Source organism: Ornithinimicrobium carbonis, assembly GCF_977012275.1.
This window is the reverse complement of sequence record NZ_OZ348993.1, coordinates 3,714,946-3,728,790: the sequence shown is the minus strand read 5'-3', so window position 1 is coordinate 3,728,790 and position 13,845 is coordinate 3,714,946. Positions and strand designations below refer to the sequence as shown.

Annotated in this window: 16 protein-coding genes; 8 read left to right on the top strand and 8 right to left on the bottom strand. The window is 73.3% G+C overall.

The features are described from left to right. Window positions 1-95 precede the first annotated feature (95 nt). The 5 genes from ACWHYA_RS17070 (at window position 96) to ACWHYA_RS17050 (ending at window position 3,039) form a co-directional block, all read left to right on the top strand. A complete protein-coding gene (locus tag ACWHYA_RS17070) occupies window positions 96-521 on the top strand; it encodes a hypothetical protein (RefSeq protein WP_425940255.1) in 426 nt (141 codons plus the stop codon). 161 nt (window positions 522-682) lie between these two features. Continuing rightward, window positions 683-1,507 carry a hypothetical protein gene (locus ACWHYA_RS17065; protein ID WP_425940256.1) on the top strand — a complete coding sequence of 275 codons (825 nt, stop codon included), beginning with the start codon at window positions 683-685 and terminating at the stop codon, window positions 1,505-1,507. A 71-nt stretch (window positions 1,508-1,578) separates the two neighbouring features. Next, the gene (locus tag ACWHYA_RS17060) at window positions 1,579-2,010 is read left to right on the top strand and encodes a phage holin family protein (protein WP_425941012.1); all 432 of its coding nucleotides are present in this window, start codon (window positions 1,579-1,581) and stop codon (window positions 2,008-2,010) included. After that, window positions 2,007-2,759, top strand: coding sequence for a DUF3618 domain-containing protein (locus tag ACWHYA_RS17055; RefSeq protein WP_425940258.1), 753 nt, complete (start codon window positions 2,007-2,009; stop codon window positions 2,757-2,759). Before ACWHYA_RS17060 ends, ACWHYA_RS17055 begins: the two co-directional genes overlap by 4 nt. Before the next feature lie 145 nt (window positions 2,760-2,904). Then, on the top strand, window positions 2,905-3,039 hold the full coding sequence (locus ACWHYA_RS17050) for a hypothetical protein (RefSeq protein WP_425940260.1): 135 nt from the start codon (window positions 2,905-2,907) through the stop codon (window positions 3,037-3,039). 45 nt (window positions 3,040-3,084) lie between these two features. Here the strand turns inward: ACWHYA_RS17050 and ACWHYA_RS17045 are convergent, their stop codons facing one another. The 4 genes from ACWHYA_RS17045 to ACWHYA_RS17030 all read right to left on the bottom strand — a co-directional run bounded on the left by ACWHYA_RS17045 (window position 3,085) and on the right by ACWHYA_RS17030 (window position 7,064). Continuing rightward, the gene (locus tag ACWHYA_RS17045) at window positions 3,085-4,005 is read right to left on the bottom strand and encodes an FHA domain-containing protein (protein WP_425940261.1); all 921 of its coding nucleotides are present in this window, start codon (window positions 4,003-4,005) and stop codon (window positions 3,085-3,087) included. Continuing rightward, a complete protein-coding gene (locus ACWHYA_RS17040) occupies window positions 4,002-5,153 on the bottom strand; it encodes a hypothetical protein (RefSeq protein ID WP_425940263.1) in 1,152 nt (383 codons plus the stop codon). The genes ACWHYA_RS17045 and ACWHYA_RS17040 overlap by 4 nt, the downstream gene beginning before the upstream one ends. Further along, on the bottom strand, window positions 5,150-5,815 hold the full coding sequence (locus ACWHYA_RS17035) for a hypothetical protein (RefSeq protein ID WP_425940265.1): 666 nt from the start codon (window positions 5,813-5,815) through the stop codon (window positions 5,150-5,152). The genes ACWHYA_RS17040 and ACWHYA_RS17035 overlap by 4 nt, the downstream gene beginning before the upstream one ends. 145 nt (window positions 5,816-5,960) lie before the next feature. After that, window positions 5,961-7,064, bottom strand: a complete 1,104-nt coding sequence (locus ACWHYA_RS17030) for a hypothetical protein (RefSeq protein ID WP_425940266.1) — start codon at window positions 7,062-7,064, stop codon at window positions 5,961-5,963. Window positions 7,065-7,308: 244 nt separating this feature from the next. Between ACWHYA_RS17030 and ACWHYA_RS17025 the strand changes: the two genes are divergently transcribed. The 3 genes from ACWHYA_RS17025 to ACWHYA_RS17015 all read left to right on the top strand — a co-directional run bounded on the left by ACWHYA_RS17025 (window position 7,309) and on the right by ACWHYA_RS17015 (window position 10,261). Next, window positions 7,309-7,983 carry a hypothetical protein gene (locus tag ACWHYA_RS17025; RefSeq protein WP_425940268.1) on the top strand — a complete coding sequence of 225 codons (675 nt, stop codon included), beginning with the start codon at window positions 7,309-7,311 and terminating at the stop codon, window positions 7,981-7,983. A gap of 153 nt (window positions 7,984-8,136) precedes the next feature. After that, window positions 8,137-9,045, top strand: a complete 909-nt coding sequence (locus ACWHYA_RS17020; RefSeq protein WP_425940270.1) for an SDR family oxidoreductase — start codon at window positions 8,137-8,139, stop codon at window positions 9,043-9,045. A 67-nt stretch (window positions 9,046-9,112) separates the two neighbouring features. After that, a complete protein-coding gene (locus ACWHYA_RS17015; RefSeq protein ID WP_425940271.1) occupies window positions 9,113-10,261 on the top strand; it encodes a YihY/virulence factor BrkB family protein in 1,149 nt (382 codons plus the stop codon). Here the strand turns inward: ACWHYA_RS17015 and ACWHYA_RS17010 are convergent. From ACWHYA_RS17010 to ACWHYA_RS16995, 4 genes are all read right to left on the bottom strand, one after another. Then, a complete protein-coding gene (locus ACWHYA_RS17010; RefSeq protein WP_425940273.1) occupies window positions 10,241-10,603 on the bottom strand; it encodes a hypothetical protein in 363 nt (120 codons plus the stop codon). The two genes, ACWHYA_RS17015 and ACWHYA_RS17010, sit on opposite strands and share 21 nt — an antisense overlap. Before the next feature lie 23 nt (window positions 10,604-10,626). Further along, window positions 10,627-11,526: a hypothetical protein gene (locus ACWHYA_RS17005; protein ID WP_425940274.1), complete on the bottom strand. Its 900-nt coding sequence runs from the start codon at window positions 11,524-11,526 to the stop codon at window positions 10,627-10,629. Window positions 11,527-11,763: 237 nt separating this feature from the next. After that, window positions 11,764-12,639 carry an SGNH/GDSL hydrolase family protein gene (locus tag ACWHYA_RS17000; protein WP_425940275.1) on the bottom strand — a complete coding sequence of 292 codons (876 nt, stop codon included), beginning with the start codon at window positions 12,637-12,639 and terminating at the stop codon, window positions 11,764-11,766. Between the two features lie 197 nt (window positions 12,640-12,836). Next, window positions 12,837-13,835, bottom strand: a complete 999-nt coding sequence (locus tag ACWHYA_RS16995; protein ID WP_425940277.1) for a hypothetical protein — start codon at window positions 13,833-13,835, stop codon at window positions 12,837-12,839. Between the last annotated feature and the right edge of the window lie 10 nt (window positions 13,836-13,845).

Genomic DNA, 13,845 nt, shown 5'->3' with positions numbered 1-13,845 from the left:
GATCGTTCTCGCACCTGCCCGGGGAGCCCCGAGCGGCCCACGACCCGAGTATGGTCCGCAGGGACAGGGACTGTCACCCGTTGCGGAGGTGGATCATGGGATTCCTCGACAAGGCCATGCGCACGGCGAACGAGTTCGCCGGCAAGGCGGAGACGGCGCTCAACCAGAGCGGTATGACGTTGCCGGGCAGCTCGGGCGGCGTCCCCGGCGGTGAGCGGCTGTACGCCCAGCTGGGGCGCCTGGTGCACGAGGAGCACCGCGGGCAGCCGGTCGATCCGGCCCGGCGGGCCCAGCTGCTCGCCCAGCTCGACGAGCTGGCGGACCGGGCCTCGTCGGCCCCGCCGCCGCCGGGGTCGGCGTCTCCGGGTGCCTCCTCACCGCCGCCGGGCCCGGGTGCCGCCTCACCGCCGCCGGGCCCGGGTGCGCCTCCCGGGCCGGGTGCCGGGACGACCCAGCCGCCCCCCGGGCCGGGCGCGTCCTCGCCGCCTCCACCACCGCCACCGCCGCCGCCCGGGCGCTGAGCCGGGTTCCTGACCCCCGGAGGCTTCCGCGGCGCGCGCACGACGCTCGCGGGCCTCCACCCCCAGGGGTGAACGGCGCGCTTCGGGGCGCATCTGAGAACTGCCCGACCTACCGTCGAGAGCGAGTGGGCACCCGGCCCACGGACAGGTAGGGAGAGCAGATGAGCGATCAGCCGTTCGACCAGTACGGTTCCACGCAGTCCACGCAGTCCACGCGGTCCACGACGGACGTGGCGAAGGAGGAGTCGAAGAACCTGGGCAGCACCGCCAAGGAGGACGCCGGGGCGGTCGCCCGGACGGCGGGCGAGGAGGCCAAGCAGGTGGCCGGGGAGGCCAAGGCGCAGGCCGCCTCGCTCTACCAGCAGGTGCGTCAGGACGTCACCGGGCAGGCCAAGGACCAGCAGCAGCGGGCGGCCGGGGGCCTGCACGGACTGGCCGGCGAGCTGCAGCAGATGGCCGACGGGACCGACGAGGGCGGCATGGCCGCCGGGTTGGCCCGCCAGGCCGCCGAGCGCGTCGACACCGTGGCCGGCTGGCTGGAGAACCGCGAGCCCGCCGACCTCCTCGAGGAGGTCCGCCGCTACGCCCGCCGCAACCCGGGCACCTTCCTGGCGGCCTGCGCCGCGGTCGGCTTCATCGGCGGTCGCCTGACGCGCGGTCTGCGCGACGAGGCCCAGGACGGCCCGGGTGCCGGAGGCGGTCAGCAGGCGATGGCCCCGGTCGGCACGGGGGGAGCACCTGGGCTGTACGGCCAGCCGGGGGCCCCTGCCCCGCAGGCCTACGGAGGCCGTCCGAGCGCCGGACAGCCCGCCACCACGTACGCCGCCGCAGGCACCGCCGCGGGCACCTCCCCGGCGACGACCGGGTACCCGGACGAGATGGACGCCGGCAGGATCCACCCCGGGACCGAGGAGGTCACGGACCAGATCGATCCGGTCGCCGGCGACCCCCTCTCCCCGTCCACGGACGGTGGTGACCGCCGGTGACGGTCCCAGGAGGCAGCGGGGCGCACCCCGTCCCCGACCCCCGCGCACGGGAGGCCGCCGCCCCCGGTGATGTGCGGCCGGCCGAGCAGATCCGCGCCGCGCACGACACCTACGACCGCGGTGAGATCGGTTCGGTGGGCGCGCTCGTCGGCGACATCACGCAGGACCTGTCGACGCTGATGCGCCAGGAGGTCGCCCTCGCCAAGGCGGAGGCGAAGCAGTCCGCCACCCAGGCCGGCAAGGGGGCGGGCATGCTGACCGGCGCCGCGCTGGCCGGCTGGTTCACCCTCCTCTTCCTCTCCGTCGCCCTGTGGTGGGCGCTGGGAGATCTGATAGGCCTGGGCTGGTCGGCCGTCGTCGTCGCGCTCCTGTGGGCCGTCGTCGCGGCGGTCCTGGGCGTCATGGGCAGGTCCCAGCTGCAGAAGGTCAAGGGAATGCCGCACACCGTCGAGACCGCCAAGAAGGTTCCGGACGCACTCAAGGGAAACGAGGACCACGCATGAGCACCTACCCCACCGACCCGACGAACCCCACGGACCCGGCATACCCCGTGGACCCGGCGTACCCCGTGGACCCGGCGTACCCCGCCGACCCGCCGATGAGCGACGACCCCGAGGTCCTGCGGCGTCAGATCGCCCAGACGCGCAGCAACCTCAGCCGCGACGTCGACGCCCTCGGCGAGGCCGCGAGCCCGGGCAACGTGGCCAAGCGTCAGGCCGAGAAGGTGAGCGACACCGTCGTGGGGGCCGGCCGGTCCCTGAAGGAGAAGGTCATGGGCAGCGACGACCACGGCTCCGGTCCCGGTATGGGGCAGCGCACCTCCGCGGCCGCGTCCGACGTCGGCGAGCGGGTGGGTGACGCCGCGGGCTCGGCCCGGGACGCCGTGGCCTCGGCCCCGTCGCAGGCCCGTCAGCAGACCCGGGGCAACCCGATGGCCGCCGGGCTCATCGCCCTGGGTGCAGGATGGCTGCTCGGTTCGCTCCTGCCCGGCTCGGAGAAGGAGCGCGAGCTCGCCGTGTCGGCCAAGGAGCAGGTCCAGGACAGCGGCCTGGTGGAAGAGGTCAAGGCGGTGGCCCAGGACGTCGTCGAGGACGTCAAGCCGCAGGCTCAGGAGGCCGCCGACCAGGTCAAGCAGAGCGCGACCGAGAGCGTCGAGCACGTCAAGGACGAGGCCGGTTCGGCCACCGAGGACGTTAAGTCCAGCGCCCAGGAGTCCAAGGACACCGTCCAGGCGCAGCGCGACCAGGGCTGACACCAGCTTCCTGGCACCCCCGGGGGCCGGTCCTGTCGCACGACGGGACCGGCCCCCGGCCTGTCCGGCTCGCCGGAGGACGGCGGTGGCGCGGGTAGGGTGGGATCACGGAGCCATCCAGGCTTTCCGAACAAAGGAGCCAACGATGGCTGACAAGTCCCCCCGCCAGTCGATGACGAAGAAGTCCGGCAAGAGCATCAAGGAGAAGCGGGCCGACAAGCAGTCGAAGAAGACCGCCTCCGAGCACATCGAGATCGACTCGCGCGGCAAGAAGCACTGACCCCCGTGGCCGGACGCCGCTGACGCGTCTTCCCGGTCCTGCCGCTCAGGCCCGTCGGCGCAGCATCAGCCGGGTCCATCCGCCCAGGAAGACCCGGTCGTCCTCGTCGATCTGCACCCGCACGCCCCGCTCGATCGGGTCGGTCGGCAGCGCCAGGCCGACGGTCGATACGTACGTGCCGTTGGAGGTGTCCAGGTCCTCGATCCACCAGCGGTGACCGTCGCTGGTCAGCTGCGCGTGCCGGACGGAGACCCCCGCGTCGTGCCCGGCGTCCAGGTCGGGCCGCAGCCCGCGCTCGACGTTGGTGCGCCCCACGACGACGTTGTCCTGGGTCAGCGTGACCAGCTCCGGCGGGCCGGCCTCGGGCACCGGCTGGTCGGTGTCCCGGGTGGCGTACCAGGCGTGGTCGACCCAGACCTCGGCGACCCAGTCCGCCTTCTTCTCGCGCGAGGGCGGGCGGTGCTCGGGCAGGTCGTGCACGGTCTCCACCTGCCCGGCGGACGGCGGGGTGGGCGGCGGCACGTCCGGCCGGTGCGGCAGGTCCTCGGGGTCCAGGGCCACCTCGGCGGGGGTGGTCTGCAGCTCAATGTCGTCGGCGTCGCGCCGCGGGTCGATGTAGGCCTCGAGCGGTTCGGCGGCCTGCTCCGACGTGGGTCGTCGCTCGTCCGCCCCGGGCAGCGTGTCCGCCGCGACCGGCGCGGAGCCGGTCACGAAGTCGTAGCCGCAGGCGCCGCAGAAGGCCACGTCCCCGACGCTCGTCGCGTGGCAGTGGGGGCACTCCCGGCTCGTGCCCTCGACCACGACGTCCGGGTCGACCGCGCGGGCCGGCTCGGTCCGTCGGCCGGTGGCCACGCCCTCGCCCTCGCCCACCACGCTTTCGCCCACCTCGTTCTCGCCCACCTCGTTCTCGCCCACCTCGTCCTCGCCCACCTCGTCGTCGCCCACCTCGTCCTCGCCCCCGCTCACGACTCGGGCCTCAGCTGGGCGAGGTAGGCCTCCTGGGCGGCGACGAGCGCGGCCGCCCGCCGCACGTCGGCGGGCTTGTTGTGCAGGGACTCCTTGGCCGCGGTGAGCATGCCCGACAGGTCCACGCTCGTCGGGGCACCGCACCCCGCCAGGGTCGACGCCAACCGCTGCGCACGGTCGGCGAGGTCGGCGTACTCCGCCAGCGCCGCCGCATACGTCGCGTGGGCCTGGTCCAGGGCCCGCCCGACCCGTTCCAGGTTGCCCATGTAGGCCGGCAGCTCGGACTCCTCGGTCGGCACCTCCCCGAGCGCGGTGACGTCGGGGATCCCGAGGCTCGGTGCGGGCGTCACGCTCTCCAGCACGCGGGCCGCGAGGGACCGCACGGCCTCCCCCTTGGCGACGAGCTGGTCGCGCTCGGCGCGGGCCTGAGCGACGTCGGCGGTGCCGTGCGCCTCCTCGGCGGCCGCGACGAGGAGAGCCCGCTCCAGCCCGGCGAGCTCGGACTCCAGCTCGCCGATCGCCACCAGCGCCTCGTCGTCCGCACGGCGTCCCAGGGAGTCCAGCCGTCGGCGCGCCGCGGCGAGCCGTCCGGTGAGCTCGGGGGCCATGTCCGCGCCCGCGTCCGACCCGCCCACGGGCACGGCGCTGTCGTCGCGGGCGACGACGCCCTCGAGACGGTCCAGGTCGGCGCGCAGCGAGGCGACCCGCTGACGGACCGGCAGCTCCTCCCCGTCGGCGCCGGTGCGGGCCCGCAGCGAGGCCGCCAGGGCGTCCGACATCCGCAGCGCGTCCGGCAGGGCCAGGGCGAGCGCCTGCGGATCGCCGTCCGGCATCTCGAGCACCCCCCACAGCAGGGTGGAGACCCACTCGCGCTCGCCGTCCCCGTCGCGGGCGTCCTCCCACGTGGCCAGCAGCAGGTCGTGCCGCTGGGCGATCGCGTGGTAGAGCGTCATCGAGGCGGTGATGTCCTCGTTCAACGCGTCCCGGTCCGGGTGGGTGCGGGTCAGCTCGTCCAGCGCGGAGAGCTCGTGCTGGCGCCGCATCCGCCAGCGGGCCAGCTCAGAGAGGTAGTGGTCGACCGCGCGGTCCTCGGGCTGTTCCCCCGGACCGGTCGGTGGGGTCGGTGCCACCGCGTACCTGCTGCTCACTGGTCCTCCTGGGGCTGGTCGTCCGGGCCGACGCCGGCCCCGACGGGGTCGGGGGTCGGGGCGTGGTGGGGGTCGGGCTGCTCGGGCACGGGGAGCCGGGGTATGCCGTCCTCGCCCACGTCGAGCCCCTTGTCGCGGACGACGTCGTGGTCGAGGTGCTCCGGCGCGACGCCGCTCTCGCCGACGAGCGCGTCCGGCCGGGAGGCCGTGTCGAAGCGCTCGAGCAGGACGGTGTGCTGCCGGCGGGCGTGCCGGTCGTCCTGGCGGTGCGCCGCGTCGTAGGCGTGGTCGAGGGTCAGGCCGAGCAGGTCGAGATCGTCGACGAGGGCCAGCAGCGGGGCGTGGTCACCGGTCACGGCATGGCCTGCGGCGAACCGGCCGGGCAGCCGTTCGTAGGCGCCCACCGACTCCACCACCCAGGCCAGGGCGCGGGAGACGGTGTCGCGCGAGACTTCGTCCCCGTCCTCACCCAGCAGCTCGAGCAGCTCGTCGGCGCTGGTGAGCACCCGACGGACGCGGACGACGACCGAGTCGTGGAGGGTGGGTCCGGTCAGCAGCGGGGTCTGCTCGGCGACGGTGCGGCGCAGGGCCTCGACCGAGGGGACGGGGGAGGTGGGACGGTCGCCGGCGTCCCCCACGGCGGGCTCGGGCGGAACAGGCATCACAGGTCCTGGGTCGGGGTCACGTCACGTCATTGTGCAACCCCCCGGAGGTGCAGGCTACTCCGGAGCCACGAGGGACGCCCGTGGGGCCGTGGGCCGTGGGCCGTGGGCCGTGGGTGGCCTGGAGCGACGACCTCGTCCCGACCTACTGGTAGGAGATGAAGTCCGGCGTGGGCTCGACCTGCATGGTGGCCTCGGGCGTGAACGGCCCCGGGACGTCCTCGTCGTAGAAGTTCTTCCAGCCCCAGTGCTCGATGTTCGGCGCGTGGTTCTGCAGCGCCGTCCAGGTGTCCATCTTGCTCCCGTGGGGTCCCTGCCCGTCGGCGTGGATGAGCACGGCGACCTCGGGGCGGGACCGGTCCGCGTCGTCGGCACCGGGGATCATCCGGATCTGGAACTGGTGCAGCACCAGCATCTTCTGGGGCAGGTCGTGCTCGCGCACCAGCTCGGCCATCCAGTCGACCACCCGGTTCACCTCGTCGATCTCCACGGACCCGATCCGGACCATGTGCATCTCGTCCGGGCCCAGCCGCCACTCCGGGTCGAGCGCCAGCCCCACGTGGGGCAGTCGCAGCAGCTCCTCGTAGATCTGGGCCTGGGCGAGGAAGTCGCTGCGGCCCGGCTGCAGGTCGAGGACGACGTAGACGTCGTTCTCGGCCGCCAGCTCCACGAGCGGTCGCAGCTGCTCGACCGGCAGCTCGTTGGAGTAGTTGCCGTCCGGGCCGGCCTCCTCGGCGGCGACGGTGGCGATGATCTCCAGCGTGGGCACCACGGGTTCGTCGGTGAGCGGCTCGTACCAGGACGCGTGCTCCTGCGCCCGGGTGATCGTCTGCTCGATGGGCTGCTCGCCGAGGACCCCGAGCGCCCCGGTGCTGGGCGTGCCGTAGAGCGCCACGTAGGTCTTGCCGGGCAGGGTCGTCAGACCGCCGCCCGGCAGCTCGACGCCCGTCGCCGCCACCTGGGCCCGCCAGTCCAGCGAGTCCGGCTCGCCGAACTCCTCGCCCAGACCGACCAGGCTGGTGGCGCCCTCGGCGGCGTCGGCAAAGGCGGACAGGGACTCCGACGTGGCGCCGGGGTCGCCGGAGGGGACGAGGAGCACCTGGGCCCCGGCGGCGCGGGCGGTCCCCACGGCGGCCGTCTGTGCCGGGTCTCCGGTGGAGAGGACGACGGTGCTCTCGAGCGGCGGCGGGGGAGCGGTGGAGGGCAGCTCGTCGCGGTCGGACTCCAGGGGTGGGGGGGGCTGACGCACCGGCGGTGCTCTCCGTGGCGTCGCTCCCGCCGCTGTCGGGGTCGCCGGTCTCGACCGCGTCCGCGTCGTCGACCTCGGTCCCGTCATCCCCTGCGTCGCTCCCGTCGCCCTCGGCCGGCGCTGGTGCGGGGGCGGCCGTCGCGGCGGCGTCGTCGCCGCTGGCGCTCGCGTCGTCGTCGCTGGCGCTGGCGTCGTCGCTCGGCACGAGCAGGCTGGGAGCCGACGGGTCCAGGTCGACCACCCGTTGCACCTGGTCCTGCCGAGCGACGGTGGCGGGTTCGCCCGTGGCTCCGAGCAGCGAGGCCAGCTCGGGGTCGTCGGCGGGCACGACCACGTCGATCCCCGGGTCCTGCACGGCACCGACGACGAGGGCGACCTCCGCACCCAGGCGGTCCAGCTCCGCGCCGGTGCCCGGGCCGTCGACCAGCACGGGCACGCCGAGCGCGACGCCGGCGGACGCGGCCCGCAGCTGCTCGTCCGCGGAGGTCAGCACGACCACCGGGGCCTGGTCGAAGAGGTGGGCGACCGTCGCGTGGGCCAGGGCCGCGGGGTCGTCGTTCCCGGCCTCGTCGTCCCCGTCGCTCCCGGTGTCGTCGTCCCCCTCGCCCCCGGTGCCCTCGTCCCCCTCGCCGCCGGTGAGGACGACGGTGCCGTCCTGGCCGGCGACCGTGGCCACGAGCGCGTCGGGGTCGGCCGGCGGTGCCACGGCGGAGCCGTCGGTGCCCCGGGCCCCGTCGGTCCCGTTGTCCGCGTCCCCGTCGGACCCGGGCGTGCAGGCGGCCAGCACGAGCGTCAGGGCGGCCGAGACGGACACCGCGCGGCGGAGGCCGGTGCGCCGGAAGTTCCGAGGGGGACGAGTGCCGGACCAGCCCTCGAGGAAGGGAACGGTAGGGCCGGAGGGGGCGGACGTGCGGTCTGACATGCGGGCTCCCGAGCTCGTTGAGTCTCCCAGGCTAGGCGCGTGCGGCGCCTGGGGAGGCGCGCCACGCCACCCGGCACCACGTCATACCCCTGCGGGTGGGTGCGGACGGCTCCGGTGGCGGGGCCGGGGGCGCGGTGGTGGCATGGGTCCATGGCCATGACGCAGCGCAAGGACCACCTGACGTTCGACAACCCGGTGACCCGCCACCCCGACATCACGCCGCCGAAGCAGGACCAGGACATGCCCGGCCTGGACGCCGAGCTGGAGCCGCAGACGGACCGGGGGGAGCGCACCTACCGGGGGACCGGACGGCTCGAGGGCCGCAAGGCCCTCATCACCGGTGGGGACTCCGGCATCGGGGCGGCGGTGGCGATCGCCTACGCCCGCGAGGGGGCCGACGTGGCGATCAACTACCTGCCGGCCGAGGAGGAGGACGCCGACCGGATCGCCGAGCTGGTCGAGGCGGAGGGGCGCACGTGCGTGCAGATCCCCGCCGACGTGACCGACCGGGCCTCGTGCGAGGAGATCGTGCGCAGGGCGGTCGCCGAGCTGGGTGGGCTGGACGCTCTCGTCGTCAACGCCGGCAAGCAGGTCGCGACGGAGTCGATCGAGGACATCAGCGACGAGCAGTTCGACCTGACGGTGAAGACGAACGTCTACGCGATGTTCTGGATCATCCGGGCCGCGGTGAAGCACCTGGAGCCGGGGTCCACGATCGTGCTCAGCTCCTCGGTGCAGGCCTACAGCCCGAGCGAGACCCTGCTCGACTACGCGATGACCAAGGCGGCGATGAACACCTTCGGCAAGGGGCTGGCCAAGCAGCTCGCGCCCAAGGGGGTGCGGGTCAACATCGTCGCGCCCGGGCCGATCTGGACGCCGCTGCAGGTCGTGGACGGCCAGCCGACGGACCAGCTGCCCGAGTTCGGCAAGGGCCAGCCGATCGGGCGGGCCGGTCAGCCGGTCGAGCTGGCACCGGCCTACGTCTTCCTGGCCTCCCCCGAGAGCTCCTACGTCGTCGGGGAGACGCTCAACGTCAACGGAGGCGCCGACTCGCCGTGACCTGACCGGTCCTCCCCGGCGCGGCGAGCCTCGTGCGTCACAATCGTCACGACCCCAGGAGGCCGTCATGACCCTTTCCCGCCGGCTCGACGAGCTGCAGCGTCGGCACCGCTGGATGGGGTTCCCGGTCGCCGTCGTCTACAAGTTCATCGACGACCACGGGGTCTACCTCTCGGTGCTCATCACCTACTACGGGTTCCTCGCGCTCTTCCCCATGATGCTGCTGCTCACCTCCGCACTGGGCTTCGTGCTGGACGGGGAGCCGGAGTGGCGCGAGCGGATCCTGGACACCGCCGTCAGCCAGTTCCCGGTGATCGGCAGCCAGATCGGGGACGAGGGGTTCGGCGGGTCGACGACGGCGGTGGTCATCGGCGTCATCATCGCGATCTGGGCGGCGGTGCGCGCCTCGCAGGCGACGCTGCACATGATGAACATCTGCTGGGCGGTGCCCCGGCACCAGCGCCCGGACCCGATCCGTTCGCCGATCCGCTCGCTCCCGCTCATCGCGATCGCCGGTCTCATGCTCCTGGGGACCACGGTCGGCTCGGTGCTCGCCCACTCGGCCGGCGCCTACGGGGTGGAGCTGCGCCAGATGGTGCCCCTGATGGTCATCGCGGCCAGCTTCGTGGTGGCGGTGCTCGTCTTCAGCCTGGGGATGTGGGTGGGCACGACCTACCAGGTCCGCCTGCTGCAGGTCCTGCCCGGCGCGGTCGTGGCCGCCGTGGGCTGGCTGCTGCTGCAGCGGTTCGGGATCACCTACGCCAACCAGATCGTCAGCCGCTCGGGCGACACCTACGGCGTCTTCGCCGTCGTCCTGGGGCTCATCGGGTTCATCTTCGTGGCCGCCCAGATCGTCGTCATCGGGGTCGAGGTGAACGTGGTGCGCGTCAAGAAGCTGTGGCCGCGCGCGCTCCTGGGGCCGTTCACCAGCTCGGTCGAGCTCACCCCCGCCGACGTGCGGACCTACCAGGACGCCACGGTCTCGACCCGGATCAAGGACTACCAGGACGTCGCGGTCACCTTCGACCAGTCCGACCACCTGGAGCAGGCGGAGGCACGGGCCGCCGAGCGTGCCGCGGGGAGGGCGGCCCGGCGGGAGGGGACGCCGGGTGAGGACGGCGCGCGGGGACGGCTGGTGCGGCGCCGGCGCAACGGGGCCACCGCGGCGGGTCCGGACGGCGCTCTGCCGGACGGTTCAGTCGACGACGAGCCCTGAGGCGGCGTCCAGCTGCTGCAGCAGGTCGTGGGCCGCGAGCTCGACCGCCTTGTGCCGCCACTGGGCGGCGCGGAACACGCAGGCGATGAGCGCCGAGCGGTGCACCCGGCGGAAGTCCCCGAACCCGAAGGCGTAGCGGCTCTTGGTGCCCTCGGTGGCCCCCACGGTCAGGCCCAGGTGCCACTCGGCATACTCCTCGAAGGAGTGCCGGTCGAGGTAGGCGTTCTCGGCCGCCGCGTCCGGCTGGACGTCGGACCACTCGCTGTCGAGGACGTACTGCCGGGCCTCGATGAGGGCGCGGCAGCGGTCCACCCCCGCCGCGTTCACCTCGTAGCTGGCCACGACGGAGCTCGCAGGGGCTCGCGTCAGCGGCGGGTGTCGTCGCGGCCGGTGCCCTCGTCGGGGCTGCCGGGGGGCGGGGGTGCCGCCCACGGGTTGTCGGTCGACCCTTCGGAGGGGCCCTGGCTGGGAGAGCCCCACTGCTGCGTGGGCTCGGACGAGCCGCTCCCGTAGCCGGACTGCCCGGGGGCGTTCTGGCCGTAGCCCTGCTGGCCGTAGCCCTGCTGCTGCCCCTGGCCGTAGCCCTGCTGGCCGTACCCGGGGGAGTCCTGCTGGCCGTACCCGCCGGGGGAGGGGGGAGCGCCATACCCCTGGCTCTGCCCGTAGCCGGAGGAGGTGCTGTAGCCGTAGCCACCGGAGCCGTTCGTGGACTTCTTGTCCCGGTTGCGTCCGACCAGCCAGAGGATCAGGCCGATCAGGGTCAGGAAGCCGAAACCGAGCAGGGCGAGCAGGCCCAGACCGGCCGCGAGCACACCCATCGCCGAGGAGGCGCTCAGCTCCGGGGTGAGCTGGGCGGGGGCGTCGCAGGAGACGGTGTGGTCGCCGGTCTGCACGGCGTCGAAGGCACCCACGACCCGGACCTGCTCGTCGCCGAGGCCCTGGAAGGCGGCGTCCTGGGTGACCGGGACGTCGGACCCGTCGGGTGCGGTGACGGTGCAGGTCGGGTCCTGGCTGCCCTCGGTGAGGATCATCCGGGCGCCGCCCTGGCCCATCGGCACGGTGGTCTCGCCCGACACCGTGATCGTGTCGTCCATCATCGTCTGCGCGACGCGGACGGTCTGGGTGGTGCCCCAGACCACCGCCACGAGCGAGAGGACCGACAGCACCAGGCCGACGAAGAACATGATCTTGCCGGCCTTGGTCATCCCGCTGCTGCGGCGGGGGAGGGACTGGCCTGGCCCGTACGGGTTGGGTGCGCTGCTCACAGGCCCCACGGTATGCCGTCGGGCGCCCGGTTCGCAGGGTGGGCGCGCCGCCAGGCTATGGATGGCGGCATGGATGGACGGACATGGGTGGACGGTTCGTGGGCGCCGTGGTGACCCCCGGGGGTACTCTCGTCCGGTTCTTGACGCGGGGCCGTACGCTTCCGCAGGTCGCGGAGCAGGGGGCGGTCAGGAACCGGCTGAGAGTGCCGTCGGTCCTGCGTACGGTGGGCTGGAGAGCTACTCCGCCAACACCGCCATGAAGGCGTCGCCGATCAATGCGTAGCCCAGGTTGTTGGCGTGGATGTCGAGCCTCTGACACATCCAGGTGTTGGTACAGATCGCGCTGACGTTGAGTCCCGGGGTGTCGTTGTCGAAGGCGGCAGCAACGTCGGCGACCTCGGCACCGCTCTCCTCTGCATTGACCGTGATGCCGTTGTTCAACGCAGCGGCGTAGGGAATGGTCCGCGGAGCCAGGTCCCTCAAGGGTGGAAGGACCGCTCCCGCCAGGAACGGGTTGTAGTAGTTCCCGATGACGATGTCGGTAGATGGGGAGGCCGCACGGAGTCGAGTCAGGATCGTGTCCAGGTTCTGGTCGAAGGCCGCAAGCCCGCGTCGCAGGCAGGTGTCCAGCTCGATGGCGGCAGGTACGTCTTGGGGGTCGAACGGTACGGCGTCGTACACGCAGCCGGCCACGTCGTTGGCTCCGATGTGGATGGTCACCGTGGACACCTTGTCCTTGTGCGCCCGCAGGAACTGTTCGGCGGCCGCGAGCTGGCTGCCCTGGTCGTAGGAGCAGTCCCCGCCGTCGATCATCTCGGCGGACGTCTCCCCGGAGCACGCGAGGTTGACGAGCCTGGTCTTGGCGTAGTCCTCCTGCACGCCCTCCAGCACGTGGCCGACGTACCCGCCGTCGAGGTCGTCACCTGTCGTCGGCTGATACCCGGCAGCGAGCGAGTCGCCGAGCGCGAGGTACCACTGCACGCTCCGCGACGACGTGTCCGGTCGTTCACCCGGGCCCTTGCCGTCCGGCGGTGCGGCGCCGGCGGGCAGGGCGGCGGCCAACGGCACGGTGAGGGCGAGGGCTGCGACGGCGGTGGTCAACCTGCGGATCATGGGGTCCTCCTCAGAAGCGCCCCGGCCCGAGAACGTGCAGGTGGCGTAGAGAGCCATCATGCTCCCGTCGGATCGCCGTGGGAAGACCTTGGAAGACCGCGGTGCCGTTCGTCCTGGGAAGCCCTGACAGACCCGGTGCCGTGCCGTGCGTGCCGTGCCCTGCCGGTGCCGTTGCCGGCCGGCGCCGGACGCCCCCGTCAGCGGTAGGTGTCCCGCTGCTCCGCCGGGGTGTCGTCGACGTCCACCGCGGTGTCGTGCACGACCTCGCCGTCCTCGTCGACGAAGACCAGCGCGCCGGACTCCACGAGCTGGGCGACCTCCTCCTCCGAAAGGGCCGCCAGCTCCTCGTCCGTGAGGTCGACGTACTCGTCCTCGGTGTCCACGTCGAAGCCCGCCGTCGCCGCGGCGCCACCGGCCACCGGGACGTCCGGCCCGCCGTCGACGTCGACGTCGTCCACGTCACCCTCGTCGGTCACGTCCGCCTCGTCCCGCTCGGCGGCCGGGCTGACGGTCTCCTCCTCCCACCACTCCTCGGCACCCTCGTCCGGGGGCTGGGCGGCCACGTCCAGGTCCTTGCCGTCGTCGTCCTCCTCGTCGGTGCCGTGCCGCACCACCAGCAGGAGCACCCCGCCGATGAGCGCGAGCGTGGCACCGCCGAAGACGCCGAGACTGCCGAGCATCAGGCCGCCGACGCGCAGCAGACCGTCCGCGGGGCTGACTTCCGGGGCGACGACGACGCCCAGGCCTGAGCAGTCGATCGCGTGCTCGCCCGAGGCTCCGGCCCGGAACGACCCGACCACCTGGAAACGGGCGAGCGGGTTGTCCACGCCGACCCGCTTGTCCTCGTCCGAGAGGTGCGCCACGGGGACGTCGCCCTCCGGCCCGGCCACCGTGCACCGGATCGCCTCGACCGGGGTCGGGACGATCTCCCCGGGCGCGACCAGCCCGCCGGTGACGTACAGGGCCCGCTGGTCACCCTGCGACAGGGCCACCGTCGCGGTGCCGTCGAGCAGCTCGGCGGAGTTGTCGCGCAGGTTGTTGAGCACGCTGCGGGTCGCCAGTCCGGCGACCAGGGCCACGACCAGCGAGATCAGGAGCAGCGCCAGGCCGACGCGGGTCATCGCTCGGCCCGACCGACGCAACCGCCCGCGGCTCGTAGGCGCGTGCGTGGGGCGGTCGGACTGAGCGGTGGACATGGTGCTGACT